Here is a 24,235-nt window from a genome sequence, read left to right as displayed (position 1 = left end):
TTGACGACCATGTTGAAATCCTTGCGCTCTCCCACGAGCATCATCGTTCTTCTCGCCGGCATCGCCGGTATCGCCCTTGTGCTCTACGCCTGGCGGCTGCCGCCGTTCCACAGTTCGGTGGAATCGACGGAGAATGCCTATGTGCGCGGCTTTGTAACGATCATGAGCCCGCAGCTTGCGGGCTATGTCGCCGACGTTCCGGTGCACGACTACGAGACGGTCAAGGCCGGGCAACTGCTGGTCAAGATCGACGACCGCATCTATGCGCAGAAGGTGGCGCAGGCGGAAGCCACGCTTGCCGGGCAGAAAGCCGCACTTGCCAATTCCTTTCAGCAGGAGCTTTCCGCCAAGGCGGGCATTGCCGCCAGCCAGGCGCAGCTCGATGGTGCCAAGGCTGCCTTCAATCGGGCCCGGGCGACCTGGGACCGCATCCGCCCGCTCGCGGAGAAGGGTGTTTCGACCCGCAGTGATGCCGACCAGGCGCGTGCAGGCTTTGAGCAGGCCGACGCTGCCGTGAGCCAGGCAGAGGCCGGGCTGGAAGTGTCGAAGCAGGCGCTGGCGACGACGCTTGGCGCGCGTGCCGGATTGCAAGCCGCGGTGAGCGGGGCGGAAGCGGCCGTCGAACTCGCGCGAATCGATCTCGACAACACCCGCATCGTCGCGCCGCGGGACGGCCGTCTCGGTGAGATCGGCGCGCGGATCGGTCAATATGTGACGGCCGGCTCGCAACTCCTGGCGCTGGTGCCGAACGACGTCTGGGTCGTCGCCAATTTCAAGGAAACGCAGCTCGACGGCATGAAGGCGGGCCAACCCGTCGCCATCGCGGTCGACGCGCTGCAGCGGAACGAGCTGACGGGGCATATCGAGCGGTTCTCGCCCGCCGCCGGTTCGGAGTTCAGCATCATCCGTCCGGACAACGCCACCGGCAACTTCACCAAGGTGGCCCAGCGCGTCGGCGTGCGCATCGTCGTCGATCCCGGCCAGCCGCTGGCGGAAATGCTGTCGCCCGGCCTTTCGGTCGTCGTGCGCGTCGACAAGGACGCGCCGGTGCGCGTTGCACCGGACCAGGCGAACATCGGTGTCGCGCCTGTTGCTGCCCACGGATAAGACGGCCGAGGCCCACAGAGCCATTGCCAGAAACGGCCGCGCAACCAAGAAAAAGCCCGGATCGATGATCCGGGCTTTCGCGTGTCGAATGGCCTTTAAGGCTTATTCTTCTTCGCCTTCGAATTCGGCTTCCGGGTTGAAGAAGTCTTCCGGCTTGAGGGCGTCTTCGTCAACGCCGTAGATGGCGTCGGCCGAGGTCAGGCTTTCGCCCTTTGCCTGGCGACCGGCTTCTTCGGCCGAACGGGCAACGTTGACTTCAACCGAGATCTCGACTTCCGAGTGCAGGTGCAGCGTGACCTTGTGCAGGCCGATCGACTTGATCGGCTGGTTGAGGTCGACCTGGTTGCGGCCGACGTTGAAGCCTTCGGCAGCGAGCACTTCGATGATGTCGCGGGCAGCAACCGAACCGTAGAGCTGGCCGGTTTCGCCAGCCGAGCGGACGATGATGAACGACTTGCCGTCGAGCTTCTCGGCAACAGCCTGGGCTTCCGACTTGCGCTCGAGGTTGCGGGCTTCGAGCGTCGAACGCTCAGCTTCGAAACGGGCCTTGTTGGCAGCGTTGGCGCGCAGCGCCTTGCCGAGCGGCAGGAGGTAGTTACGGGCAAAGCCGTCGCGAACCTTTACGGTTTCGCCCATCTGGCCGAGCTTGGCGATACGTTCGAGAAGAATGACTTCCATGTTGGTTTCCTTTCAGAGTTCCAGTTCGTTGGTCAGTTTTTTCCAACCGGCGTGACCGCGATGGTGCGTCGCGTATCGATCAGGCCGGACAGGAGGAAGAAGAATGCCGGGATCGTGAACACGAGCACCGACAGGTATGCAATCCACAGCACGGGAAGCCGCCAGGACTTGCCGCGTGTGCGGAAATGGAAGGAGGCGAAACCGGCAAGCAGGAAGCCCGCGCCGAAGGTTCCGCAGATCAGCGCGCCGATCGTTGCGGGTGCGCCGCCGAGGAAGGTGAGGACCAGGCCGCCGAGAAAGATGAAGATCGCGTTGCGGTGCATGCGCAGCGTCGACGGAATGTCCTCGCGCGGGCGCAACGACCGGCCGGACATCTGCACGATGCGGGTGGCGAGGTAGTAGGCGGTAAACAGCATCAGCACCCAGATCGCGCCCTGGACGAGCGGCAAAGCGAGGGTGAAAAGCGACTTGATCTGGGCGATGGCAGCCGCATCCGGGTTGTAGGCGCTGTCCTGCGCCTTCACGGCCTGAATGACGATATCGACCATGCGATCGGAGATATCGGCTCCATAACCGACGATCACGCCGACGATGATCATGCCGACGGTCACCAGACCGGCGAGATGGCTGAGGATATCGGAGAGCGGATACCAGGCAAGCGCCTCGTCCGGGCCGCCGAGTTCGGACGCCGGGCGGGCGAGATTGGCGAGATGGCTCAGCCAACCGGCCGGGATCAGCGTGACAACGAGGATCAGCAGCGCGAAGTAGGGCGAAACGAGAACGGCACCGGTGGCGCCGGCCGTGACGATCGCGGTGATCGCTGCGGCATTGCCCCAGCCGAGGCCGGCAATCAGGATTGGAAGTGCCGAAGCGGCATAAAGGACGATCGCAAGAGACGACTGCGTATTCGCGCCCATCGACAAGAGGGCGGCGGTAAAGCCGGCGAGAACGCCGGTCAGCAGCGATGTCCTGTTCACATTCGTCACGTTCGCTGTCCTGCTTCGTGCAGTTAGGGGATGGCCAAAGCGCAGCCCCAGCATGGGATTTTGGCGCATCGCGCCGGTTCCGATCCGCGCCCATCGCGGAAGGGAGAGAAAGAGGCGCTCACCTTAGGGGAGCGCCTCTCCCAACAAGTCGGTTTCCGTCGAGTCAGAAGACTGACGGAGAGTCAGCCGTTCTTAGGAAACGACGTAGGGCAGCAGGCCGAGGAAGCGTGCACGCTTGATCGCCTGGGCGAGTTCGCGCTGCTTCTTCTGGGAAACGGCCGTGATGCGGGAAGGAACGATCTTGCCGCGCTCGGAAATGTAGCGCTGCAGAAGACGGATGTCCTTGTAGTCGATCCGCGGAGCGTTTGCGCCCGAGAAGGGGCAGGTCTTGCGGCGGCGGTGGAACGGGCGACGAACCGGAGCGGAAGAAACTTCAGCCATTGTCTTAATCTCCTAAAGCTTCTTGATTACGCGCGGTCTTCGCGCGGACGGCGCGGGCGGTCTTCGCGGTCGCCACGGTCCGGACGCGGACCACGGTCGCCGAAGCCACGCTCCGGACGGTCGCCATCGCGGCGCGGACGGTCGTCGCGGTCGCGCTTCTGCATCATGGCAGACGCGCCTTCCTCGTGCTTCTCGACGGCGATCGTCATGTAGCGCAGGATGTCTTCGTTGATGCGCATCTGGCGCTCGATTTCGTGAACAGCCGCTGCCGGAGCATCGATGTCCATGAGAACGTAGTGAGCCTTGCGGTTCTTCTTGATGCGGTAGGTGAGGGACTTCAGGCCCCAGTTCTCGACGCGACCGACCTTACCGCCGTTTGCTTCGAGCACGCCCTTGTACTGCTCGACGAGACCGTCGACCTGCTGCGGCGTGATGTCCTGGCGGGCCAGGAATACGTGTTCATAAAGAGCCATTGTGGCTTGCCTTTCTTGCGTTAATCAGCCCGGACCTCGGCGGCTAAGCCTCAACGACTGTTCTTAGTGGCTGCAGGCAGCCGGCAAGAAAGTGTTGTATCGAGACGGTCGAGAGCGGAGACACGGGAGGCCGGAAAGACGTGCAATCCTAACGGCTCCCCTCGAGGAAGCCGGCCCTCCGTTCAGCCACCAGCCAGAAGACCGAGCATTTCGAACAGCGCGCTTATACGCATTTTTCCGCGGAAGGCAAGGCTTGCCGCGTCTTATCCGCTTTCTACGCCAGCCCGTTCACCTTTTTCCATTTGCGCAGGCGGCCGTGGGCGTTGGCATAGGGAGAGGAAGTGTTGAACTGGATCATGCGTCCGAGCGTGAATTTTCCGTACCATGGCCGCCCGTAAAGCGTCTGCTCGTCGCGATCCCTGATGAGTACCTCGAGCGTCTCCTTGCTGCGCTTCAGTCTGGCGACAAGCTCGCCCGGCGAAAGAGCGTGGAAGTCCGCATAGAATTTCTGCGCAAGCCGTCCGAGTTCGTTCCATTGATAGCCCGTCTCGGGGAAGTCGACCAGCTCGCCGCGCTGATCGCGATCGATCCATTTGATCACCAGTTCGCCCCAGCCGATGAGGTAGGCGACGAGGTCGCCGACGCTCATCATCGTGCCCTTGGCGTGGCCTTCTAGCGACGGTTCGCGGTAGCGCTCGTCAGGAACCCGTTCCAGCTCGCGCATCAGCCTGGCGAACTGGACGTCGATCGCCGCAAGCAGTTCCGCTTTCGTCTGGGGTACCGGCATCGGCGATCTGGTCTCACGCTCAGATCGGCATCGGGTAGATCCGGTGCAGCCGCCGGACCCCGTTCACGATGTCCTGCGACAGCGTCAGGTCGACGGCGCCAAGGTTGGTCTTCAACTGCTCCATCGAGGTCGCGCCGATGATGACGGAAGCCATGAACGGCCGCGCCAGGCAGAAGGCGATGGCCATCTGCGCCGGATCGAGGCCATGCTCGCGTGCCAGTTTGACATAGCCTTCGACGGCCGGTTCCTGGTGCGGCGTGAAGCGGCCGCCGAGATCGCCGTTGATCGAAAGTCGCGAGCCCTTCGGCTTCGCGCCATCGAGGTACTTGCCGCTTAAGAGGCCGGCGGCGAGCGGCGAATAGGCGAGCAGGCCCACGTCTTCGTGGTGCGACAGCTCCGACAGGTCGAGGTCGTAGGCGCGGTAAAGCAGGTTGTATTCGTTCTGGATCGAGGCGACGCGCGGCAGGCTATGACGCTCCGCCATGTCGATGAACTTCATCGTGCCCCAGGCCGTTTCGTTGGAGAGGCCGATGGCGCGGACCTTGCCGGCCTTCACGAGGTCGCCGAGCTTGTCGAGGATTGCCCGGAGGTCACTCGCGACATGATCCTTGTCCTGCCTGGACGGGTCATAGGACCAGGCGTTGCGGAAATGGTAGTGGCCGCGGTTCGGCCAATGAAGCTGATAGAGGTCCACATAATCGGTCTTCAGCCGCTTGAGGCTGGCGTCGATCGCCTGGTCGATGCCCTCGGGCGTCGTCGGGTTGCCGTTGCGGATATAGGGGCGGCCGGGGCCGGCGACCTTGGTCGCAACGACGACCTCATCGCGCCGGCCGCGCCTGACCAGCCATTCGCCGACGAAGCGTTCCGTGTCGCCATAGGTCTCTGGCGAAAGCGGGGTCGTGGGGTAGAGTTCGGCCGTATCGATGAAGTTGACGCCCTTGTCGAAGGCGCAATCCAGTTGCTCGTGCGCCTCGGCGATGGAGTTCTGTGAACCCCAGGTCATGGTGCCCAGGCAGATTTCCGAGACCTTGATGCCGGTGCGGCCAAGCGTGTTGTAGCGCATCTAGATAAGTATCCTTGTGAAGGGCGGCGCCGACCTGGGAGGGAAGGGGCGCTGGCACCGGGAATGGAGCGGTCGCCTCGACCCTGGTGATCGGGTAGGGCAGAGCGACATCGGGCGGCAAACTTACGCCTTGATTGTTGAAGATCAAGGGCAAAAGGCCCCGTCGGCCGTGTCCGTGCCGGCCTCCAAGCTTGACTCGTCGGTAAGGAATGTGAATGGAGAGGAAGCCGGAGATGTATGGTTTCTGCCTGCATCCCGCTCTAACTCATAAGAACCGATCACTAGGATTTCGTGTCGCGCCGACCCGAAATCCTAGTGATCTAGGGAAGGGACGATCCCATGAGCATTGCATTCACGTTTCCAGGCCAGGGCAGCCAGGCTGTCGGCATGGGCAAGGATCTGGCCGACGCTTTTCCGGAAGCGGCAGCCGTCTTTGCCGAAGTCGATGAAGCACTCGGCCAGAAGCTGTCCGAGATCATGTGGAACGGCCCCGAGGAAACGCTGACGCTGACGGCGAACGCCCAGCCGGCGCTGATGGCCGTATCGATGGCCGTCATTCGCGTGCTCGAAGCCAAGGGCCTCGACCTAAAGTCCAAGGTTTCCTTCGTCGCCGGCCATTCGCTCGGCGAATACTCGGCGCTCTGTGCCGCCGGTACCTTCTCCATTGCCGACACGGCGCGTCTCCTGCGCATCCGCGGCAACGCCATGCAGGCGGCGGTTCCCGTCGGCAAGGGCGCAATGGCGGCGATCATCGGCCTTGAACATGCGGATGTCGAAGCCGTCTGCCGCGAAGCCTCCGCGCTCGGTTCCTGCCAGATCGCCAACGACAATGGTGGCGGCCAGCTGGTGATCTCCGGCGAGAAGGCTGCCGTCGAGAAGGCCGCAGCACTCGCTTCCGAAAAAGGCGCCAAGCGCGCTCTGATGCTGCCGGTCTCTGCCCCCTTCCATTCCGCGCTGATGGCGCCGGCTGCCGACGCGATGCGCGAGGCGCTGGCCAAGGTCGAGAAGCGTAATCCGGTGGTGCCTGTCATCGCCAACGTGCTCGCCGCCCCGGTCAGCGATTCCGACGAGATCGCCCGGCTGCTGGTCGAGCAGGTCACCGGCCAGGTCCGCTGGCGCGAGACGGTCGAATGGTTTGCCGCCAACAATGTCACGACGCTTTATGAACTCGGCTCCGGCAAGGTCCTGACCGGGCTTGCCCGCCGCATCGACAAGACCGTCAACGGTATCGCCGCCAATACGCCCGCCGATATCGACGCAGCACTCGCCGCCTTGCTCGCCTGAGCGAACGCCTAGGCGCTCCAGTTATAAGGAATCAAAGAGATGTTTGATCTTTCCGGCCGCAAGGCTCTCGTTACCGGTGCATCCGGTGGTATCGGCGAAGAAATCGCCCGCATGCTGCACGCCCAGGGCGCGACCGTCGGTCTGCACGGCACCCGCGTCGAAAAGCTGGAAGCGCTTGCCAACGAACTTGGCGATCGCGTGCAGCTCTTCCCGGCAAACCTTTCCGACCGCGCCGAAGTCAAGGCGCTCGGCGAGAAGGCCGAAGCCGAGCTTGGCGGCGTCGACATCCTCGTCAACAATGCCGGCATCACCAAGGACGGTCTCTTCGTGCGCATGAGCGACGAGGACTGGGATGCCGTTCTCGAAGTGAACCTGACGGCCGTGTTCCGCCTGACGCGTGAACTCACCCATCCGATGATGCGTCGCCGTTTCGGCCGCATCGTCAACATCACCTCCATCGTCGGCGTCACCGGCAACCCCGGCCAGGCGAACTATTGCGCCTCCAAGGCCGGCATGATCGGCTTCTCCAAGTCGCTGGCCCAGGAAATCGCGACGCGCAACGTCACGGTCAACTGCGTGGCTCCGGGCTTCATCGAAAGCGCGATGACCGGCAAGCTCAACGACAAGCAGAAGGACGCGATCATGGGCGCGATCCCGATGAAGCGGATGGGCACCGGCGCTGAAATCGCTTCGGCGGTCGTTTACCTCGCTTCCAACGAAGCGGGCTACGTCACCGGCCAGACGATTCACGTCAATGGCGGCATGGCCATGATCTGATCCGGTTTCCGGGATGGGCCGCCCGCCGAGATTGTGCGGTGGGCGATCTTCAACGTCCCGGGACGCCGCCTGCCAAATGCCTGAAATTCAATGTTGAGCAAGCGAATGACAGGCATTTTCGGACTTTGCGACAGCGTTAAACCGTGTTAATCGGGCCATGACTGTTAGCAGTCGACCGGTCCCGCCAGGTGCCCGGCAGCCTTGGCTGCCTTGGGTTTGCCGCAGTTCCGGTTGGATGGATTGCCGGGTGGGCCGTCTTGGTCTATCAGGCTTACAGAAGAGTACCGGTGCCGGAATAGGCGCCTACAGAAACGAAGGTCGAGGAACTCCGACATGAGCGATATCGCAGAACGCGTAAAGAAAATTGTTATTGATCATCTTGGCGTCGACGCCGAAAAGGTCAGCGAAGGCGCAAGCTTCATCGACGACCTCGGCGCGGACTCGCTCGACACCGTCGAACTGGTCATGGCTTTCGAAGAAGAATTCGGCGTTGAAATCCCGGACGACGCTGCTGACTCGATCCTGACTGTCGGCGACGCCGTCAAGTTCATCGAAAAGGCTCAGGCCTAATACCTTAAAGCGGCTTCGGCCGTGGACGGGCCGCCTAAAGCGGCCCGTTTCAGCCCAGGGAAGTGGGCTATCCCGCGCTGAGCGGGGATTTCGATCAGCAAGCGTTTCCAGCATATCCCTCTGATCGTGAATAAGAACCTTAAAATGGATGCCCGGATCGGGTTCGTTACACGTGGTCCGATCCGGCTCTGAAATGGAAAAGTCAGGGTGGGTCGCGGACTATGAGACGTGTCGTTATCACCGGTACCGGCATGGTATCTCCCTTGGGTTGCGGAACTGAGGCGACGTGGGCGCGCCTGCTTGCCGGGCACAATGCCGCGCGCAAGGTCACCGAATTCGAGGTCGAGGACCTTCCTGCCAAGATTGCCTGCCGCATTCCCTTCGGCGACGGCACCGATGCTACCTTCAATGCCGACGACTGGATGGAGCCGAAGGAGCAGCGCAAGGTCGATCCGTTCATCGTCTACGCGATGGCTGCGGCCGACATGGCGCTGGCCGATGCCGGCTGGAAGCCGGAGAACGATGAAGACCAGATCGCGACCGGCGTGCTGATCGGTTCGGGCATCGGCGGTCTCGAAGGCATCGTCGAAGGCGGCTACACGCTGCGCGACAAGGGCCCCCGCCGCATCTCACCGTTCTTCATTCCCGGCCGGCTCATCAATCTTGCCTCGGGCCAGGTGTCGATCCGCCACAAGCTGCGCGGTCCGAACCACTCTGTCGTCACCGCCTGTTCGACCGGCGCGCATGCGATCGGCGATGCGAGCCGCCTGATCGCGCTCGGCGATGCCGACGTCATGGTGGCAGGTGGTGCGGAATCGCCGATCTGCCGGATCTCGCTCGCCGGCTTTGCCGCCTGCAAGGCGCTATCGACCCAGCACAATGACGATCCGCAGAAAGCCTCGCGCCCCTACGATATCGACCGTGACGGTTTCGTCATGGGCGAGGGCGCCGGCGTCGTCATCCTCGAAGAGCTCGAGCATGCCAAGGCCCGTGGCGCCAAGATCTATGCGGAAGTCGTCGGCTACGGCCTTTCGGGCGATGCGTTCCACATCACCGCTCCGTCGGAAGATGGCGACGGTGCCTATCGCTGCATGCAGATGGCGCTGAAGCGAGCCGGCCTGACGGCTGCCGATATCGACTACATCAACGCCCACGGCACCTCCACCATGGCCGACACGATCGAGCTTGGCGCCGTCGAGCGCCTGGTCGGCGAACACGCGTCGAAGATCTCGATGTCCTCGACCAAGTCGGCCATCGGCCATCTGCTCGGCGCTGCCGGCGCGGTGGAAGCGATCTTCTCGGCGCTGGCGATCCGCGACAACATTGCGCCGCCGACGCTGAACCTCGACAATCCGTCGATCGAGACGAAGATCGACCTCGTGCCGCATGTCGCGCGCAAGCGCGAAATCAACGTGGCGCTCTCGAATTCCTTCGGCTTCGGCGGCACCAACGCCTCGTTGGTCCTGCGCCGCTACACCGGCGCCTGATCGCGCGCCCGGAGCGTCGCTTGAGCCAATTGTCGCGCCGACCGTCAAAGGCGGCGCGATGATCCAGCTTTTGCCGTATTGCTCGCTACAAGCATGTGGTGGGAGGAGGCGTCGTCGCGGAAGACGGCGCTCGCCGACCGCGATGTTCGCGCAAGGCATATCTGTCAGATTGCCCTTCAGTCATTGCCTGGAATTGCGGTTTGCCGGGTTTTTGCCGCGGGCCGTGGTTCCGGACTAAAGTGTCGGTCGTCCGCCGCGTTCTCTTGAACGGACGGTGATTCGACACATTTCTGTGGTTCTTCGGTGAGATTGCACCGACTGCGGATTTTTGAGTAACTGCGGACGTCGGCCTTCTGGGCGGCACCGTTTTATAAATTTGACCTATGCCTGCCACGGTCCAGTCCGAAATTCGCACCGGAAGCAGGAAGAGAATGAGGCCGCGAATTTCGGGTTCGGGATAATCGTGAGCGACTCAAACGATAACGGCGCGGCGCAATTTGGCCGCAGTGAAAACGCGAGCAACGGACCGATCATTCCGAAATCGGCAAACGAGGCGCTGCGTCCGGAAAAAGTGCCGCAACCGCCGAAACGATCGCGCAAGGCCCGCAGCCAGGTCGTGATCTTCCTGAACTTCGTCATGACCGTCATTGTCTTTGCAGCGCTCGCCGCCGCCGGCACGGTCTATTATGCGATGCACCAGTACGAAAAGCCGGGTCCGCTGCAGGCGAACCAGAACTTCATCGTCCGGGGCGGCGCCGGCATGAGCGAGATCGCCAGCGGGCTCGAGCGCGGCAACATCATCACCGATGCGCGCGTTTTCCGTTTCGTTTCCGAAGCCTACCTCGACAATGAGACGCTGAAGGCCGGCGAATATGAGATCAAGGCCGGCTCGTCGATGCAGGAGGTCATGCAGCTCCTGAAGTCGGGCAAGTCGATCCTCTACTCCGTCTCCCTGCCGGAAGGCCTGACCGTCAAGCAGATGTTCCACAGGCTGGCCGACGATCCGGTGCTCGTCGGCGACCTGCCGACGGAGCTGCCGCCGGAAGGCACGCTGATGCCGGACACCTACAAGTTCACGCGCGGCACCAAGCGCGGCGAGATCGTCCAGCAGATGGCCGCAGCCCAGAAGGTGCTGGTCGGCCAGATCTGGGAAAAGCGCGATCCCAACCTGCCGGTGTCGACGGTTGAGGAGCTCGTGACGCTTGCCTCGATCGTGGAGAAGGAAACCGGTCGCGCCGACGAGCGTCCGCGCGTCGCCTCCGTCTTCATCAACCGGCTCGACAAGGGCATGCGGCTGCAATCCGACCCGACGATCATCTATGGCATCTTCGGCGGTGACGGTAAGCCGGCCGACCGGCCGATCCTGAAGTCGGACATCGACAAGCAGACGCCTTACAACACCTATATCATCAAGGGGCTGCCGCCGACGCCGATCGCCAATCCTGGTCGTGCAGCGCTGGAAGCGGTCGCCAATCCGTCGCGCACGCCTGAGCTTTACTTCGTTGCCGATGGCACGGGCGGCCACGTCTTTGCCGAGACGCTCGACGAGCACAATGCCAATGTCCGCCGCTGGCGCAAGGTCGAGGCAGAGCGGGCGGCAGAAGCGGCGAAGGCTGCGGCTGACGCGGGCACCGCCGAGCCGGCAGCCACGCAGCCGCAATAACGCCGGCTGCTGGCGGCGCATAGCCGCGCAGCGGTGCTTGCATTGTGGACGGACGAATCACGGCGCGGATATCCCTTGCGGGATGCCGCGCCGTCGCCTTATTGCTTCTGCTGAAACCGCAACGGAGGTGATGATGCCGCTCCAATCGATGACCGGCTTTGCCCGGAGAGAAGGCAGCAGCGGCCGCCGTCGTTGGGCCTGGGAGCTGCGCTCCGTCAACGGCAAGGGCCTGGACCTCAGGCTGCGCCTGCCGCAGGGGCTCGAGCGCTTCGAGCCCGAGGTGCGCAAGCTCGCAGCGGAGTATTTTTCCCGCGGCAATCTTCAGATCGGCCTCTCCGTCAGCGGCGGCGAGGCGGCCGTCGAGGCCGTGGTCAACCAGGCAGCCTTGACGGCGGTGCTGAACCTGCGCGGCCAGCTCGGTGATCTCGTCGATCCCGCGCCACTCCGGTTCGACACGCTTCTCTCGATCCGCGGCATCGTCGACTTCCGCGAGCCGGAAGAAAGCGAAGAAGAGCGTGCGGCGCTCGATGCCGGTATCCTGGCAGGTCTGGTGGGTGCGCTCGCCGATTTGCGCGCGATGCGAGAAGACGAGGGCGCGGCACTCTGTCAGATCCTGCTGGGACAGGTCGAGACGATCGAGCGGCTGACGGCGACGGTCGAGTCCGACCCGTCACGTAGCGCCGCTGCGATTGCCGATCGGCTGGCGCAGCAGGTGGCTCTGGTGATGGACAACGGCTCGTCGCTCGACCGGGACCGGCTCCATGCCGAAGTCGCTTTGCTCGCCACCAAGGCGGATCTTCGCGAAGAGATCGACCGGCTTGGTTCCCACATCGTTGCCGCCCGGGAGCTTCTGTCGAAGGGCGGTCCCGTCGGGCGCAAGCTCGATTTCCTCGCACAGGAATTTAACCGAGAATCGAATACGATCTGTTCCAAGTCCAACGCGGCCGCTGTGTCTGCCGCCGGCATCGAGCTGAAGGTCGTCATCGACCAGTTCCGCGAACAGGTCCAGAATCTGGAGTAAGGTATGAACCCGGCGACCCCTTCGCCCATCAAGATCGCCCGTCGTGGGCTGATGCTCGTCATTTCCTCGCCGTCGGGCGCAGGCAAGTCGACCATTGCGCGCAACCTCCTGGAAGCCGATCCGGAGATGAGCATTTCGGTCAGCGTGACGACGCGTCAGCGGCGACCAAGCGAGATCGATGGACGGCACTATCACTTCAAGTCGATCCGCGAGTTCGAGGCGCTGAGGTCCACCGACTCGCTGCTCGAATGGGCGGAGGTGCACGGCAACTTCTACGGCACGCCGCGCGATGCGGTCGAGGCGGCCATGGCAGCGGGCCGCGACATGCTGTTCGATATCGACTGGCAGGGCGCGCAGCAGCTCCAGGAGAAGATGGCGGGCGACGTCGTCTCGATCTTCATCCTGCCGCCGTCAATGGCTGAACTGCAGTCACGCCTGCATCGTCGCGCCGAAGACAGCGAAGAGGTGATCGCCACGCGCCTTGCCAACTCGCGCGCCGAGATCGAGCACTGGCGGGAGTATGATTACATCGTGCTCAACGACGACCTCGACCGCGCCTTTGCGTCCGTGCGTGCGATCGTCGAGGCCGAACGCCTGCGCCGCGACCGGCGCCCCGGCCTGTTCGATTTCGTCAACGGGCTGCTGACCGAAAACCCGTTCTAAGGCTTCAAAAGAAATGGCTCCGTGAGGAGCCATTTTTGATTCACGCTATTTGTAGCGCGCGCCTTGCGATCCATATGCCCGCTCAGAGGCAGTTGGCCAGGCGACAGAACTCTTCCACCGAAAGTGTTTCGGCGCGTCGCTGCGGGTCGATATCGGCCTTGGCAAGCAGCGCCTCGCCACCGAGTGGCTTCAGGCTCTGCCGCAGCATCTTGCGGCGCTGGCCGAAGGCTGCATGCGTCACTTTCTCGAGCGCCGCGACCGAGCAGGGGATCGGGTTTTCCACCGGCTCCAGATGGACCACGGACGACGTCACCTTCGGTGGTGGCGTAAAGGCCTGCGGCGGCACGTCGAATGCCATCCGCGCCTTTGTGCGCCAACCACAGAGCACGCCGAGGCGGCCATAGTGGTCGTCATCCGCGTCGGCGACGATCCTCAGGCCCACTTCGCGCTGGAACATCAGCGTCAGCGACTGCCAGAAGGGCGGCCAGCGCTCGGGCAGCAGCCAGTTAACGAGCAACTGAGTGCCGACATTGTAGGGCAGGTTGGCGATGATCTTGACCGGCCCATCGTCGGCAAGCGTCTCGGACGACGTCTTCAAAGCATCGCCTTCGATGACCTGTAGCCGATCGGGATAATGCGCGCCGATTTCGGCAAGTGCCGGCAGGCAGCGCGCGTCCCGCTCAATCGCAATGACCTTCTTGGCACCGAGCGCGAGGATGGCGCGGGTGAGGCCTCCCGGTCCGGGGCCGACCTCGATGACCGTTGCCCCTTCGAGCGAACCGGCGGTCCGCGCGATCTTCTGCGTCAGGTTGAGATCGAGCAGGAAGTTCTGGCCGAGCGCCTTCTTGGCATCGAGGCCGTGACGCTGGATTACGTCGCGTAGCGGAGGAAGACCGTCAAGGGCGGCCATCAGCGGGTATCTCCTGGCATATTGGCCGCAAGCGATGCGGCAAGGTCGAGCGCGGCCCGAAGGCTGTCGTCGCGGGCGACGCCCTTGCCGGCAAGGCCGAAGGCCGTGCCGTGGTCGGGCGACGTGCGGATGAAGGGAAGACCGAGCGTGACGTTGACGCTATCGTCGAAGCCGAGCGCCTTGGCCGGGATCAGCGCCTGGTCGTGATACATGCAGATGGCCACGTCGTAGGTGGCGCGTGCGCGATCATGGAACATCGTATCTGCCGGCAGCGGGCCGACCGCATCGATACCCTCGGCACGCAGCCTGTCGATGACGGGCCGGATGACGGCGTCGTCCTCGAGACCGAGCGCACCGTTTTCGCCCGCATGCGGGTTCAGCCCGGCGATCGCGAGCCGTGGCTGTCGAAGTCCGAAACGATTGCGAAGGTCGGCCGCAGTAATCGCGCAGGTGCGGTAGATGAGGTCCGGCGTCAGTTGCTCCGGCACGTCCTTCAAGGGGATATGGATGGTGACGGGAACGGCGCGCAGCTTCGGTCCGGCCAGCATCATCACCGGCAGCACCGGCTGTCCCGTCGCCTTTTCGGCAAGATCGGCGAGATATTCGGTATGGCCCGGGAAGCGGAAGCCGGCGTCATAGAGAACCGCCTTGGCGATCGGGTTCGTGACCACGGCCGAGGCCTGTCCGGCGGTCACCAGTCGCACGGCCGTGTCGATCGCCCCGATCACGGCGCTGGCATTGACGGTGTCGGGCTCGCCGGCCTTGACCGGGGCAGGGCAGGCAAGCGGCAGGACCGGCAGCGCCGTGTCGAAGAGGGAGAGGGCGCCGGCGCAATCCGTCTCGCGGATGGACACCGTGTAGCCGAGCATCGAGGCGCGTGCGGCAAGGACTGCGGGATCGCCGATGAAAAGGAAGGGGGCCGTCGCATGATCGCGGCGGCCGAGCCAGGTCGAGAGGCTGATGTCCGGCCCGATACCGGCCGGGTCGCCCATGGTCAGGGCGAGGGGCCCGCCGGTAGTTTCGCGCATGTTTCCGTCGTGATTACTTGTTGACGATTTGCGCCTTCTTGCGCAGCTCCTCGAGGTACTTCTCGCTGTTCGGGTCTTCGCCACCGGCCTTCTTCTTGCCGATATCCTCGGCGCGGAAGACGATTTCGGCGGCGGTGTCGTCGTTCACCTCACGCTTCTTGCAGATCGCCAGGTACTCGACGCCCTTTTCTGTCACGCGGGTTCCGGTGGTGCCGTTCTCGCCGGCCTTCTCGATCAGCGGCTTCCATTCGTCAGGCAGCTGCTGGGCAAGCATGCGGCCGAGGCTGCGGATCGACACGTCGCGATAGTTGGCGGCAAACACCTTCGAGGTTTCGCAGCCCGGGAACTGAGCGCGCGAGGCGTTGGCTTCCGCCTGCCGCTTCGCGGTGATCGCGCCGCGCTTCTTCTCGGGAATGACGAAGATCACCTGCTGCAGGAAATACTCGGTGGTCACCGGCTTCTGTCCGCCGCCTTCCATCATGCGCTTGACGAGGTCGGCGCCTTGGAGGCGGTTAGAGCTGCCGTAACGGAAGTTGACCGCACGCGGCCAGCTCATCTGCACGGCGATGAATTGCTTGAAATGTTCGGAGCCGACGCCGGCCTGATCGAGAATCTTGCCGAGCTGCTCGGTCGAAAGCTTGTTGCCCGAGGCGAAGCGCGCATAGGCGGCATCGACTTCCTGCGTGCTGACGGACTGGCCGATGCGTGCGATCTCGGCACGCTTGAGAACTTCGTCGACGAGTTGCTTCTTGGCTTCGTCGTTGCCGCCCTTCTGGCGCTGCAGGCGAAGGAAGGCCACGCGCTTGGCGATGTCGCCGGAGGTAATCACCGTGTTGTTGACCGTTACCTTGACCGTGCTCGCTGCTGCCTGAGCTCCGGAGCATATTGCAACGCTCAAGGTGCCGGCCAAAGCCAGTACCGACAGTGTCCTCAAGATCGACATTTTCCCGCCCATTCTCTTTTCCTATATCCCGGACTATCACCGTCGACAGGCTTTGTCCGCCTGCCGGCCTTGCGCCGTTGCCTTATCTTGTCGGAGGGAATGCATAATACATGCGGCCAAACGATGACAAGACCGTTTGACGGTGCCGATATCGACGAATGGGCGAACTTTTGGCTCGCCCACTCGCTTGACGATATCAATAATAGTCGAGCTCTTCGAACTTGGTGTCGCCGACGTTCACGTCGCCGAGCGTACGGAAGCTGATTCTCGCGCCGATCGACCAGTCGTTTGCGACATTGGCATCGGTATCGCGTTCCTGCTTGTAGACGATCGAGAACAGCGTGTCCTGATCGTCGTAGGTGATGCCGAAACCGTTGCGTGAGATGACATCCTTGTTGATGTCATAGGTGATCGCGCCGAACACCGACCAATAGTCGTGGAACCGGTAGGCGGCGGCGGTCTGGATTTCGTCCTGGTTGGACAGAGATCCGTAGAGCGGCTGCGCTTCGATGCGCGTATAGGTCATCGCGGCCTGCCAGGTCGTGCCGAGATAGCCGACGGTGGTATCGGCACGGCGCAGCGACAGGTCCTTTTCGTCGAGGCGGCCGGAAACGCTCGCCATCAGACCGGACGGTGCGTCGATGCCGAACATGGCAACGTAGTCAGAGCTCTTGGTCTCAAGACCGGAATTCGCCCCGGCCTTGACCAGGTCGTCCGTCGCAAACGAGTTCAGGCCACCCAGATGGAACGACTGGCCAACGATGCCACGCAGGCCGTAGCCGCTGTCGAAGGTCCCCGTGTAGCGGAAGCCGACATTGGCGCGCGTGCCGCCCTCGATCCGGTCGAAACCGGAGAACTTGTCACGGTCAAAGAGGTTCGTTGCGTCGAACACGAAGCTCTGCGCGTCTTCGTTCGGCAGGCCGCCGGCATATTGCTCGTTCGGGCGCGCGTAGAGCTGTGCGATCGGCTCGACGACGTGACTGCTGTCCTCACCGACGAACAGGATCGGGTAGCGGGCTTCGAGGCCTGCGGTCAACATGCGCCGCGTTGCCGCATCGCTCGTGTTGAAGTCGCCGGTATAGGCCGGACCCGGATTGTCCATGTTCAGCCCGATGGCATCGCCGCGCGCCGCCAGCAGCGGCGTGAGGACCAGGCCGCCCGGGGCGATGAAGGTGCGCTTCCACTCGAGCTCGCCGGTCAGGCGGTGCGAGGTGCCTTCTAGGCCGCGGAAGCGGACCACGCCCGGTTGGGTAAACGCGTCGAGCCGGTTGCGCTTCACGTTCGTGAAGTTGAACGTCGCGGAAAGTTCGCCGCCCAGCACGGGATCAGGCGCCTTGTAGGAATAGTCGAGGACCTGCGCCGCCGGCTGCTGGTTTTCCTCGATGCTGTTGGCGTCGGCGTCCTGAATGTCGAAGTAGAAGGCGCGCAGATCGAAGTAGTTCCGCTTGCCGAGCCCCGTCAGGTAGGCCTGGTTCGTATAGGTGGTGCCGTCGAACGTCGACAGCTCGTAGGTCTTGGCGAAGTTGGCGTCGGACTGGACGAGTACGTTCCAGCCGAAGGTCCAGCGCGGATTGATCTCGAACTCAGCCTTCGACGCGATCATGCCGCGATTGGTATGCATCGCGTCGACGGTGCCGGGCGTGAACTTGCCCTTATCGAGCTGGCTGATGCCGGCGAAGTTCAGCGTATGGAAGCCGTTGTGGAACCGTTGGCGGAATTCTCCCTCCAGCAGGAATCCCTGCCGTGTCAGGCCGGTAAGCGTGGCCGTCGCGTCCATATAGGGCGAGATCGCCCAGTAGTAGGGGACGCCGACACCAACACCAAGCTTTTGGGCCGAGCGGAACGTCGGGAACAGGAAACCGCTCTTGCGCTTGACGGTATGGTCCGGCAGCTCCATGACCGGAATATAGGCGATCGGCTTGCCGAACAGCTCAAAGCGGGCGTTCTCCAGACGGATGGTCCGCGTGCGGCCGTTCTGGATGACGCGCTGCGCCTTGATGTGCCACAGCGAGCGATGGTCCGGCTTGGTCGAGCACGGCGTGCAAGCCGTATAGACGGCCTCGTTCAGGATGAATTCTTCGCCGTTCCGGCGCTCGCCGCTCGTGGCAGCAAGCCGCGTCAGATCGGTGGTTTCGATGCGCATCTGCTCGAGGAAACCGTCCCCGAAATCGTCGGTGACATCCATTTTGTCGGCATAGACGACATTGCCGCCGGGCTCGATGAACTGGATTTCCCCGGATGCATAGATGCGGCCATTCTTCTGGTCGTACTCGACCTGACGGGCCACCATCTTGTAGCCGCCGTAATCGATCTGCACGTTGCCGCGCACGATCACTTTTTCGGCGTCCTTGTTGTAGACGAGCTCATTGGCGGACAGAAGCAGCTTGGCGTCTTCCGGCATGTTCGGGCGCAACGAATCGAGGCGGTCCGAAGCCTGCTGCGCCATTGCAGGCGCACTCATTCCCATGGCAAGTGTCTGCAGCGCCACGCCTGCAAGCAGGGCAGCGTTGATCAGCCTTATACGTTTGCGGTTCACTACCGCCACTAGCCATCCTCCTGATTTAAAAGAATCGTCGAGCCCAGCGCCATCGCTACAACAACTGGCAACCAGGCTGCAACGAAAGGAGGCACAATGCCGCTGCTCCCGAATGCTTTGACAAGCACGGTGACGACATAAAGCACGAAGCCTGAAAGGATGCCACCGAGAATTACGGAGCGCGATTGGTTAAACCGGCTAAATTTCAGCGACACGCAAGCGGCGATCAGCGTCATGGCGACGAGCAGCAGCGGCAACGACAACATTGAGTGGAATTGAGTTTCCATGCCGTTGGTCGAAAAACCGAAGGAGCGGGCCACTTCGATCTTGCGCGGCAGGTCGAAAAACTGAATGGAATCAGCCTTTGCAAGACGTTCCTGAACAAACTCCGGCTTAAGATTGGTGGCCAGCTGTGCTGTTTTCAAACGTTGCGGAAGCTGTCCGTTGCGCGTTTCCGTGACGTCGTTAAGAAGCCAGTAACCATCTTCGAGTTTCGCCGACGCCGCATCCTGTCTCAGAATGATCGTGCCCTGTGGATCAAAGTGGATGACGGTGACGTTGAGAAGCGTCGTGCCGTTGTCCTGAACCGAGCGCGCGCCAATGATCGTGTCCGTGCCGTTATAGATCTGCCGCAGCCACGGGATCGAGCCAGCATCGGCGTTCCGCGTGGAGCCCCATTCGGCCAAAAGCGCCTCGCCGCGCTTCGTTCCCCAGGCAGCAAGCGGGTTGAGCGCCACGACCGCCAGCACGCCGAAGAGGAAGGAGCCGAGGATGAAGGGCCGCAGGAACTGCCAGACGGAGATGCCGGCTGCGCGGGTCACGACCAGCTCGTAGCGGCGGTTGAGCGAAATCAGCGCCGCCATGGCCGAAAACAGCGCGACGAAGGGTATCGTCTGCTGCAGGATCAGCGGGATCCGGAGCGCGGTCATCAACAGGGCGCCGGAGATACTGTAGCGCGGCAGGTTCGCCAGCCGGCTTGCCTGCTCGCTGAAGTCGATGATGAAGACCAGCGAGAAGATCCCGACGAGGAACCAGAACGTCGTGATCACGTAGCGCATGAAGAAGTAGCGGCCGAGCGTGCCCATCATGACGGCTGCCCTTTCTCGGCGTCAGGCCGCATCAGGCGCAGGCGAACCAGGAGTTCCTGCAGCTTTTCCTGCCCGGTCATCGGAATGTCCAGTCGCCTGTTGCTGACGAGCTGGTGAATGCAGAGGGCGCCCGCCATCAGCGGCACGGCATACATCAACGGCACGAACCACACGGAGTCCTCGGCGCTGTTGCCGGCATAGAACGTCATCCAGCGGATGAGCAGGGCCGTGCCGAGCGCGCTGACCATCGGATGAAGCCGCGCTTCGCGATGGGAGCGTGCGTCACTGCTGAAGACCAGCGCAATCAGGCCGAAGAGCAGGGGGAAGGTCCATTCCGTGAAGCGACGGTTGAGCTCGGCGGTAAAGGCGAGCGGATTGTTCTTGTAGACGTGATCTTCCGGGTCCGGATTGATCAGGCCGGGAAGGTCGCGGTCCTTTGCCCGAATGGTCGCCTCGCGCGTCGTCTTGGTCATGTCGGCGAGATCGAAGGCATAGGAGTCGAACTTGATGATCGACACGCTGCCGTCGGGGAGCTTGCGCTGCACTTCCCCGTCTTTCATCACCAGCGCCGAGCTCTTGTCGTCGATGGCGCCTTCGCGGGCATAGTAGACGAGCTCGAAGCTCGGATTGCGCGAATCGGCGACGAAGATGCCCTGCAGCACGCCGCCGCCCCGCCGCGCGCCAACCTGGACATAAAGATTGTCTGCGACCTTGCGGAAGGTGTTCTCCTGCACGACGGACGACAGCAGATCGGCGTTGGCGGTTGCCAGCATCTTGCGCAAGGCCATACGCGAATAGGGCTCGACGAAATTGTCGACCACGAAGGAAAGCACGCTGAGGCCCAATGCCAGGTAGACCACCGGCCGGATGATCGCCATGCGCGAGCTGCCGGCGGCGTTGAGCACCGTCAGCTCCGAATCGGTGTTCATCGTCGTCAGCGTTTGTGTGACGCCGATCACCAGCGCAAACGGCAGGATGATCGTGATGACGGAAGGCAGGATGAGGGTCGCCACTTTGGCGAAGGCGAGCACGGATTGGCCGTTGTCGGTGACGAGGTTGACGTTGGTCAGCGCCTGAGTCGTCCAGGTGATGCCAAGCAACGGCAGGAGCGTCGCGAGGAACATGATCACGGCACGCCGGAATATGTAGCGTTCGATCAGCTTCATGCCCGTGTCCGGTCCAAAATCCTGCTCATGTTTCTGTTCCGGCGGCGGTTATCGAACCGGATTTCGCCCATGTCCGTAAACCGAAGCCCGGTTCTTTGCCAGCCACCCGTGCTGCTCGAATTGTGCAGCAACAGGGATAATTTAAGGCGAAGAACCTCGGTTAACCGCATGTAAACATCTGCGGGCATCTTGCCAAGCGGTTGAAAAGCGAGAAGGGTGCCGGCAACAGCTTTGACGGTGGCGAATGATGCGAATATTTGCCACTGTAACCGCCCGGTAACAGGCCGGCTTGCCATAAGCCTTGCCGTGTCGTCCGGTTGCGTTGTGCGGCCTAGATCCCCTTGGGCTGGCGCTCGATCTCCCGGAAAGATCCATTCGATCCAAAGGGTTGCGTCCAGACAGGAAATACCCGGAGTTTTCAATGTCGATGAAGTTTGAGTTCACCTTTGCCAAGTCCCATAAGCCGAGCGGTGGCGTCGCCGTTCTGCTGAAGAGCGCGGGCGCGTCGGCGGCTGCCGGCGCCGATGTCGCCGACCCCGAGAACGTCGTCGCAAGGGCGGCGAAGATCAAGAAGTTTACCGGCAAGGCGTTCTCCTCCCTCGACATCGTCGCGCCGCATGGCTCGCCCGCCGATCGAATCGTCGTGCTCGGTCTTGGAGACGCGGATGCGCTGACGGACCATGACTGGCTGAAGGCGGGCGGAGCCGTCGCTGCGAAGCTTTGTTCGGTCGACAAGGTGACGGTCTTCGTCGACGCGCCCGACGCCAACGTGACCGGAAAGGCGGCAGCGGACTTCGCACTCGGCATGGAGATGAATGCCTACGCCTTCGACAGCTACAAGACCAAGAAGGCCGACGACGACGCGAAGCCATCCGGCAAGCCGACCAAGGTGACGATCGTCACCGGCACGGTCATCGCGGCGAAAAAGGCGTTCACGGCGGCGCAGGCCGTTGCCGAAGGCGTGTTTCTCGCCCGCGATCTGGTGAACGAACCGGCCAACGTGCTGGGCCCGGTCGAGTTTGCCGCCAAGGCGAAGGAGCTGGAAAAGCTCGGCGTCGAGGTGGAGATCCTCACCGAAAAGGAAATGAAGAAGCTCGGCATGGGCGCGCTGCTCGGCGTCGCGCAAGGGTCGAGCCGCCCGCCGCGCCTCGTCATCATGCAGTGGAAGGGCGGCAAGTCCAAGGACCGTCCGCTTGCCTTCGTCGGCAAGGGCGTCGTCTTCGACAGCGGCGGCATCTCGATCAAGCCGGCTGCCGGCATGGAGGAAATGAAGGGCGACATGGGTGGTGCGGCCGCCGTCACCGGCCTCATGCACGTGCTCGCCGCCCGCGAAGCCAAGGTCAACGCCATCGGCATCATCGGCCTTGTGGAAAACATGCCCGACGGCAGTGCGCAGCGCCCGGGTGATATCGTGACCTCCATGTCCGGTCAGACGATCGAGGTGATCAACACCGACGCCGAAGGCCGTCTCGTGCTGTGTGATGCGCTCTGGTACTGCAACGATCGCTTCAAGCCGCAGGCGATCATCGATCTCGCGACCCTGACCGGCGCGATCATGGTTGCACTTGCAACGCATCATGCCGGCCTGTTCTCCAACGACGACCGTCTGGCGGGGCAGCTTCTTGCCGCCGGCATCGCGACGCACGAGCCCCTGTGGCGCATGCCGCTCGGCCGGGAATACGACAAGATGATCGACAGCAAGTTCGCCGACATGAAGAACACCGGCGGCCGCCACGGTGGCGCGGTTACCGCGGCGCAGTTCCTCAAGCGCTTCGTAAAGGATACCCCCTGGGCGCATCTCGACATCGCTGGCACCGCGATGGGCGCGCCGACCGACGAGGTCAACCAGTCCTGGGGTTCGGGCTTCGGCGTGCGGCTGCTTGATGAGCTGGTGCGGGCGAGCTACGAGGCCTGATCGGCAATGCCGGACGTGATGAAAGGCGGGAGGCAATCGGCATGACCGAGATCCTGTTCTACCACCTGACGGAATCGAAGCTGGAAGACGCGCTGCCGCCGCTGCTCGACAAGAGTGTCGAGCGCGGCTGGCGCGTGGTCGTACAGACGGTCGATGCCGAACGCCGCGATGCGCTCGATACGCATCTCTGGGTCTATCGCGACGAGAGTTTCCTGCCGCATGGCACTGACGCCGGGGACTTTGCGGCGGATCAGCCGGTGTTGCTCGTCGCCGACGACGGCAATGCCAATGCGGCGACGGTGCGTTTCGTCATCGATGGCGCGAGCCCGCCTGACGTTTCGGCCTATGAGCGCATCGTCTTCATGTTCGACGGCTATGACCAGGAACAGCTGGAAGGCGCGCGCGGCCATTGGAAGCGGCTGAAGGGCGAGGGCCACACCTTGACCTACTGGCAGCAGAACCGCGATGGTCGCTGGGAAAAGAAGGCCTGAGTTTACAAGCGTTACGACAAAAAAGCCCGCGGACGAGACCGCGGGCTTTTTGTTTCCGGCATGTCCGGAAGATCAGTCGTGGAAGGCCTCGACGAATTTGCGCTTGCCGAGCATGAAGGCATCTGCGACGTGGCGCAACGGCGCCAGATCGACGTCCGACTTCCCGGCTTTGACGATTTCGGCGAAGCGCCGGTAGAGCATCGGATATTCCTGCTCCGGCTCCTCGTGCACGAGCTTGCCATCGATGGAGAGCTTGGCGCCGCCTTCCGACAGCACCATCTCGCCCGCCGCCGTGCGGGCAACGATGTCCCAGCTCTGCTTGCCTGTCTGGCGCCAGTCGAATTCCGCCGCGACCGGCAATTTTTGGCCGTCGGTGAAGGTGATGTTGGCGGCGATCGGCGCGTCACGATTTTCCGGGAATTCGAGCACGGCCGACGTTACGAACAGCGGGCGTGGCAGGATGTGGGTGACGATCGACAACGCGTTGATGCCCGGATCGAAGATCCCGAGGCCCCCGGCCGCCCAGATCCATTCCTGGTTCGGGTGCCAGTGCCGCACGTCTTCCTTCCAGATGACCTGGACATCCTTGATCGTCGTCGTTGCCAGGAAGGACTTTGCAGCTTCCACGGCCGGCGCGTAGCGGGAGTGCCAGCTTGCAAACAGCGACAGCCCCTTCGATGCTGCCAGCGCCTCGAGGTCCGCGACCTCGCTGAGCGTCGCGCCCGGCGGCTTTTCCAGAAACACGTGCTTACCGGCGTCGAGCGCGACGCGAGCTGCCTCGTAGCGATACTGCGGCGGCATGCAGAGCGACACGGCTTCAATCGCAGGAACCGCGTCGAGCATCGCCTCGATCGATTTGAAATTGTCGATGCCGTCGACCGTCCCATGTCGGCTCGCGGCGGCAATCAGCTGATAGTCGCTGTTCTTGGCGATCGCCGGAAGGTGCTGGTCGCGAACGATCTTGCCGATGCCGACAAGCGCAATTTTGATGGGGGCCATGGTGTTCCGCTCGATTTGTATGACTTATTGTCGGCTCTTGTAGCAGATTGCACACCGGGAGCAAGCCGCCGCTCCGCCCACGGCTATGACATCGATGTCGATGGAATCGACAGATTGTCATTCCCTCTCAACGTCGCCGCACTAACTCTACCGGTGGAC

General features: G+C 62.8%; 23 protein-coding genes. 10 read left to right on the top strand and 13 right to left on the bottom strand.

Features of this window, described 5'->3' with window-relative positions; translation table 11 throughout:
• Positions 1–9 precede the first annotated feature (9 nt).
• Positions 10–1,107 (top strand): HlyD family secretion protein, encoded by a 1,098-nt coding sequence (locus tag IB262_RS05935; protein WP_051659664.1) that lies wholly within the window; start codon positions 10–12, stop codon positions 1,105–1,107.
• Positions 1,108–1,209: 102 nt separating this feature from the next.
• Here IB262_RS05935 and rplI read toward each other — a convergent pair whose 3' ends face one another.
• The 6 genes from rplI to IB262_RS05905 all read right to left on the bottom strand — a co-directional run bounded on the left by rplI (position 1,210) and on the right by IB262_RS05905 (position 5,535).
• Positions 1,210–1,785, bottom strand: a complete 576-nt coding sequence (rplI, locus tag IB262_RS05930; RefSeq protein WP_034803982.1) for a 50S ribosomal protein L9 — start codon at positions 1,783–1,785, stop codon at positions 1,210–1,212.
• 32 nt (positions 1,786–1,817) lie between these two features.
• On the bottom strand, positions 1,818–2,771 hold the full coding sequence (locus IB262_RS05925; RefSeq protein WP_034803975.1) for a membrane protein: 954 nt from the start codon (positions 2,769–2,771) through the stop codon (positions 1,818–1,820).
• 192 nt (positions 2,772–2,963) lie between these two features.
• A complete protein-coding gene (gene rpsR, locus IB262_RS05920) occupies positions 2,964–3,212 on the bottom strand; it encodes a 30S ribosomal protein S18 (RefSeq protein ID WP_025426448.1) in 249 nt (82 codons plus the stop codon).
• 26 nt (positions 3,213–3,238) lie between these two features.
• Positions 3,239–3,685 carry a 30S ribosomal protein S6 gene (rpsF, locus tag IB262_RS05915; protein WP_034803973.1) on the bottom strand — a complete coding sequence of 149 codons (447 nt, stop codon included), beginning with the start codon at positions 3,683–3,685 and terminating at the stop codon, positions 3,239–3,241.
• A gap of 274 nt (positions 3,686–3,959) precedes the next feature.
• Positions 3,960–4,472, bottom strand: a complete 513-nt coding sequence (locus IB262_RS05910) for a ClbS/DfsB family four-helix bundle protein (RefSeq protein WP_060522121.1) — start codon at positions 4,470–4,472, stop codon at positions 3,960–3,962.
• Positions 4,473–4,491: 19 nt separating this feature from the next.
• Positions 4,492–5,535 (bottom strand): aldo/keto reductase, encoded by a 1,044-nt coding sequence (locus IB262_RS05905; RefSeq protein WP_192493475.1) that lies wholly within the window; start codon positions 5,533–5,535, stop codon positions 4,492–4,494.
• 339 nt (positions 5,536–5,874) lie between these two features.
• Here IB262_RS05905 and fabD point away from each other — a divergent pair, with 339 nt between their 5' ends.
• The 7 genes from fabD to gmk all read left to right on the top strand — a co-directional run bounded on the left by fabD (position 5,875) and on the right by gmk (position 13,000).
• A complete protein-coding gene (fabD, locus tag IB262_RS05900) occupies positions 5,875–6,819 on the top strand; it encodes an ACP S-malonyltransferase (RefSeq protein WP_112771242.1) in 945 nt (314 codons plus the stop codon).
• Between the two features lie 39 nt (positions 6,820–6,858).
• On the top strand, positions 6,859–7,596 hold the full coding sequence (gene fabG / locus IB262_RS05895) for a 3-oxoacyl-[acyl-carrier-protein] reductase (RefSeq protein ID WP_034803959.1): 738 nt from the start codon (positions 6,859–6,861) through the stop codon (positions 7,594–7,596).
• Positions 7,597–7,929: 333 nt separating this feature from the next.
• Positions 7,930–8,166 carry an acyl carrier protein gene (locus IB262_RS05890; RefSeq protein ID WP_003531676.1) on the top strand — a complete coding sequence of 79 codons (237 nt, stop codon included), beginning with the start codon at positions 7,930–7,932 and terminating at the stop codon, positions 8,164–8,166.
• A gap of 221 nt (positions 8,167–8,387) precedes the next feature.
• Positions 8,388–9,653, top strand: a complete 1,266-nt coding sequence (gene fabF, locus IB262_RS05885) for a beta-ketoacyl-ACP synthase II (RefSeq protein ID WP_034803942.1) — start codon at positions 8,388–8,390, stop codon at positions 9,651–9,653.
• A 463-nt stretch (positions 9,654–10,116) separates the two neighbouring features.
• Complete coding sequence (gene mltG / locus IB262_RS05880; protein ID WP_034803938.1) at positions 10,117–11,316, top strand: endolytic transglycosylase MltG; 1,200 nt, start codon at positions 10,117–10,119, stop codon at positions 11,314–11,316.
• A 133-nt stretch (positions 11,317–11,449) separates the two neighbouring features.
• Positions 11,450–12,337 carry a YicC/YloC family endoribonuclease gene (locus IB262_RS05875; RefSeq protein ID WP_112975760.1) on the top strand — a complete coding sequence of 296 codons (888 nt, stop codon included), beginning with the start codon at positions 11,450–11,452 and terminating at the stop codon, positions 12,335–12,337.
• Between the two features lie 3 nt (positions 12,338–12,340).
• Positions 12,341–13,000: a guanylate kinase gene (gene gmk, locus IB262_RS05870; RefSeq protein ID WP_034803935.1), complete on the top strand. Its 660-nt coding sequence runs from the start codon at positions 12,341–12,343 to the stop codon at positions 12,998–13,000.
• 82 nt (positions 13,001–13,082) lie between these two features.
• Here the strand turns inward: gmk and rsmA are convergent, their stop codons facing one another.
• From rsmA to lptF, 6 genes are all read right to left on the bottom strand, one after another.
• Positions 13,083–13,910 (bottom strand): 16S rRNA (adenine(1518)-N(6)/adenine(1519)-N(6))-dimethyltransferase RsmA, encoded by an 828-nt coding sequence (rsmA, locus tag IB262_RS05865; RefSeq protein ID WP_060580929.1) that lies wholly within the window; start codon positions 13,908–13,910, stop codon positions 13,083–13,085.
• Positions 13,910–14,938, bottom strand: a complete 1,029-nt coding sequence (pdxA, locus tag IB262_RS05860) for a 4-hydroxythreonine-4-phosphate dehydrogenase PdxA (protein WP_060522124.1) — start codon at positions 14,936–14,938, stop codon at positions 13,910–13,912. Before pdxA ends, rsmA begins: the two co-directional genes overlap by 1 nt.
• A 13-nt stretch (positions 14,939–14,951) precedes the next feature.
• On the bottom strand, positions 14,952–15,893 hold the full coding sequence (locus IB262_RS05855) for a peptidylprolyl isomerase (protein ID WP_034803927.1): 942 nt from the start codon (positions 15,891–15,893) through the stop codon (positions 14,952–14,954).
• A gap of 184 nt (positions 15,894–16,077) precedes the next feature.
• On the bottom strand, positions 16,078–18,426 hold the full coding sequence (locus tag IB262_RS05850; protein WP_089043932.1) for an LPS-assembly protein LptD: 2,349 nt from the start codon (positions 18,424–18,426) through the stop codon (positions 16,078–16,080).
• A complete protein-coding gene (gene lptG / locus IB262_RS05845) occupies positions 18,426–19,505 on the bottom strand; it encodes an LPS export ABC transporter permease LptG (protein ID WP_034803924.1) in 1,080 nt (359 codons plus the stop codon). The genes IB262_RS05850 and lptG overlap by 1 nt, the downstream gene beginning before the upstream one ends.
• Positions 19,502–20,671, bottom strand: a complete 1,170-nt coding sequence (gene lptF / locus IB262_RS05840) for an LPS export ABC transporter permease LptF (protein ID WP_034803922.1) — start codon at positions 20,669–20,671, stop codon at positions 19,502–19,504. Before lptF ends, lptG begins: the two co-directional genes overlap by 4 nt.
• Before the next feature lie 421 nt (positions 20,672–21,092).
• Here lptF and IB262_RS05835 point away from each other — a divergent pair, with 421 nt between their 5' ends.
• Both IB262_RS05835 and IB262_RS05830 read left to right on the top strand, forming a co-directional pair.
• A complete protein-coding gene (locus IB262_RS05835; RefSeq protein ID WP_192493474.1) occupies positions 21,093–22,586 on the top strand; it encodes a leucyl aminopeptidase in 1,494 nt (497 codons plus the stop codon).
• Positions 22,587–22,627: 41 nt separating this feature from the next.
• Entirely contained in the window at positions 22,628–23,077 is a 450-nt protein-coding gene (locus IB262_RS05830; RefSeq protein ID WP_060580925.1) for a DNA polymerase III subunit chi, read from the top strand.
• Between the two features lie 72 nt (positions 23,078–23,149).
• Here IB262_RS05830 and IB262_RS05825 read toward each other — a convergent pair whose 3' ends face one another.
• Positions 23,150–24,076, bottom strand: a complete 927-nt coding sequence (locus IB262_RS05825; protein WP_034803912.1) for a Gfo/Idh/MocA family oxidoreductase — start codon at positions 24,074–24,076, stop codon at positions 23,150–23,152.
• Positions 24,077–24,235: the final 159 nt, after the last annotated feature.

This window comes from Ensifer sp. ENS02 (assembly GCF_014851885.1).
In the GTDB taxonomy this organism is placed as follows: Bacteria; Pseudomonadota; Alphaproteobacteria; order Rhizobiales; family Rhizobiaceae; genus Ensifer; species Ensifer adhaerens.
This window is presented reverse-complemented; position numbering and strand designations above follow the sequence as displayed.

What these genes read in the sequence shown, in the direction of transcription:
- IB262_RS05935 (WP_051659664.1), top strand. Translation starts at nt 10, where the DNA reads ATGTTGAAATCCTTGCGCTCTCCCACGAGCATCATCGTTCTTCTCGCC.
- rplI (WP_034803982.1), bottom strand. Translation starts at nt 1,785, where the DNA reads ATGGAAGTCATTCTTCTCGAACGTATCGCCAAGCTCGGCCAGATGGGC.
- rpsR (WP_025426448.1), bottom strand. Translation starts at nt 3,212, where the DNA reads ATGGCTGAAGTTTCTTCCGCTCCGGTTCGTCGCCCGTTCCACCGCCGC.
- rpsF (WP_034803973.1), bottom strand. Translation starts at nt 3,685, where the DNA reads ATGGCTCTTTATGAACACGTATTCCTGGCCCGCCAGGACATCACGCCG.
- IB262_RS05910 (WP_060522121.1), bottom strand. Translation starts at nt 4,472, where the DNA reads ATGCCGGTACCCCAGACGAAAGCGGAACTGCTTGCGGCGATCGACGTC.
- IB262_RS05905 (WP_192493475.1), bottom strand. Translation starts at nt 5,535, where the DNA reads ATGCGCTACAACACGCTTGGCCGCACCGGCATCAAGGTCTCGGAAATC.
- fabD (WP_112771242.1), top strand. Translation starts at nt 5,875, where the DNA reads ATGAGCATTGCATTCACGTTTCCAGGCCAGGGCAGCCAGGCTGTCGGC.
- fabG (WP_034803959.1), top strand. Translation starts at nt 6,859, where the DNA reads ATGTTTGATCTTTCCGGCCGCAAGGCTCTCGTTACCGGTGCATCCGGT.
- IB262_RS05890 (WP_003531676.1), top strand. Translation starts at nt 7,930, where the DNA reads ATGAGCGATATCGCAGAACGCGTAAAGAAAATTGTTATTGATCATCTT.
- fabF (WP_034803942.1), top strand. Translation starts at nt 8,388, where the DNA reads ATGAGACGTGTCGTTATCACCGGTACCGGCATGGTATCTCCCTTGGGT.
- IB262_RS05875 (WP_112975760.1), top strand. Translation starts at nt 11,450, where the DNA reads ATGCCGCTCCAATCGATGACCGGCTTTGCCCGGAGAGAAGGCAGCAGC.
- gmk (WP_034803935.1), top strand. Translation starts at nt 12,341, where the DNA reads ATGAACCCGGCGACCCCTTCGCCCATCAAGATCGCCCGTCGTGGGCTG.
- rsmA (WP_060580929.1), bottom strand. Translation starts at nt 13,910, where the DNA reads ATGGCCGCCCTTGACGGTCTTCCTCCGCTACGCGACGTAATCCAGCGT.
- pdxA (WP_060522124.1), bottom strand. Translation starts at nt 14,938, where the DNA reads ATGCGCGAAACTACCGGCGGGCCCCTCGCCCTGACCATGGGCGACCCG.
- IB262_RS05855 (WP_034803927.1), bottom strand. Translation starts at nt 15,893, where the DNA reads ATGGGCGGGAAAATGTCGATCTTGAGGACACTGTCGGTACTGGCTTTG.
- lptG (WP_034803924.1), bottom strand. Translation starts at nt 19,505, where the DNA reads ATGATGGGCACGCTCGGCCGCTACTTCTTCATGCGCTACGTGATCACG.
- lptF (WP_034803922.1), bottom strand. Translation starts at nt 20,671, where the DNA reads ATGAAGCTGATCGAACGCTACATATTCCGGCGTGCCGTGATCATGTTC.
- IB262_RS05835 (WP_192493474.1), top strand. Translation starts at nt 21,093, where the DNA reads ATGTCGATGAAGTTTGAGTTCACCTTTGCCAAGTCCCATAAGCCGAGC.
- IB262_RS05830 (WP_060580925.1), top strand. Translation starts at nt 22,628, where the DNA reads ATGACCGAGATCCTGTTCTACCACCTGACGGAATCGAAGCTGGAAGAC.
- IB262_RS05825 (WP_034803912.1), bottom strand. Translation starts at nt 24,076, where the DNA reads ATGGCCCCCATCAAAATTGCGCTTGTCGGCATCGGCAAGATCGTTCGC.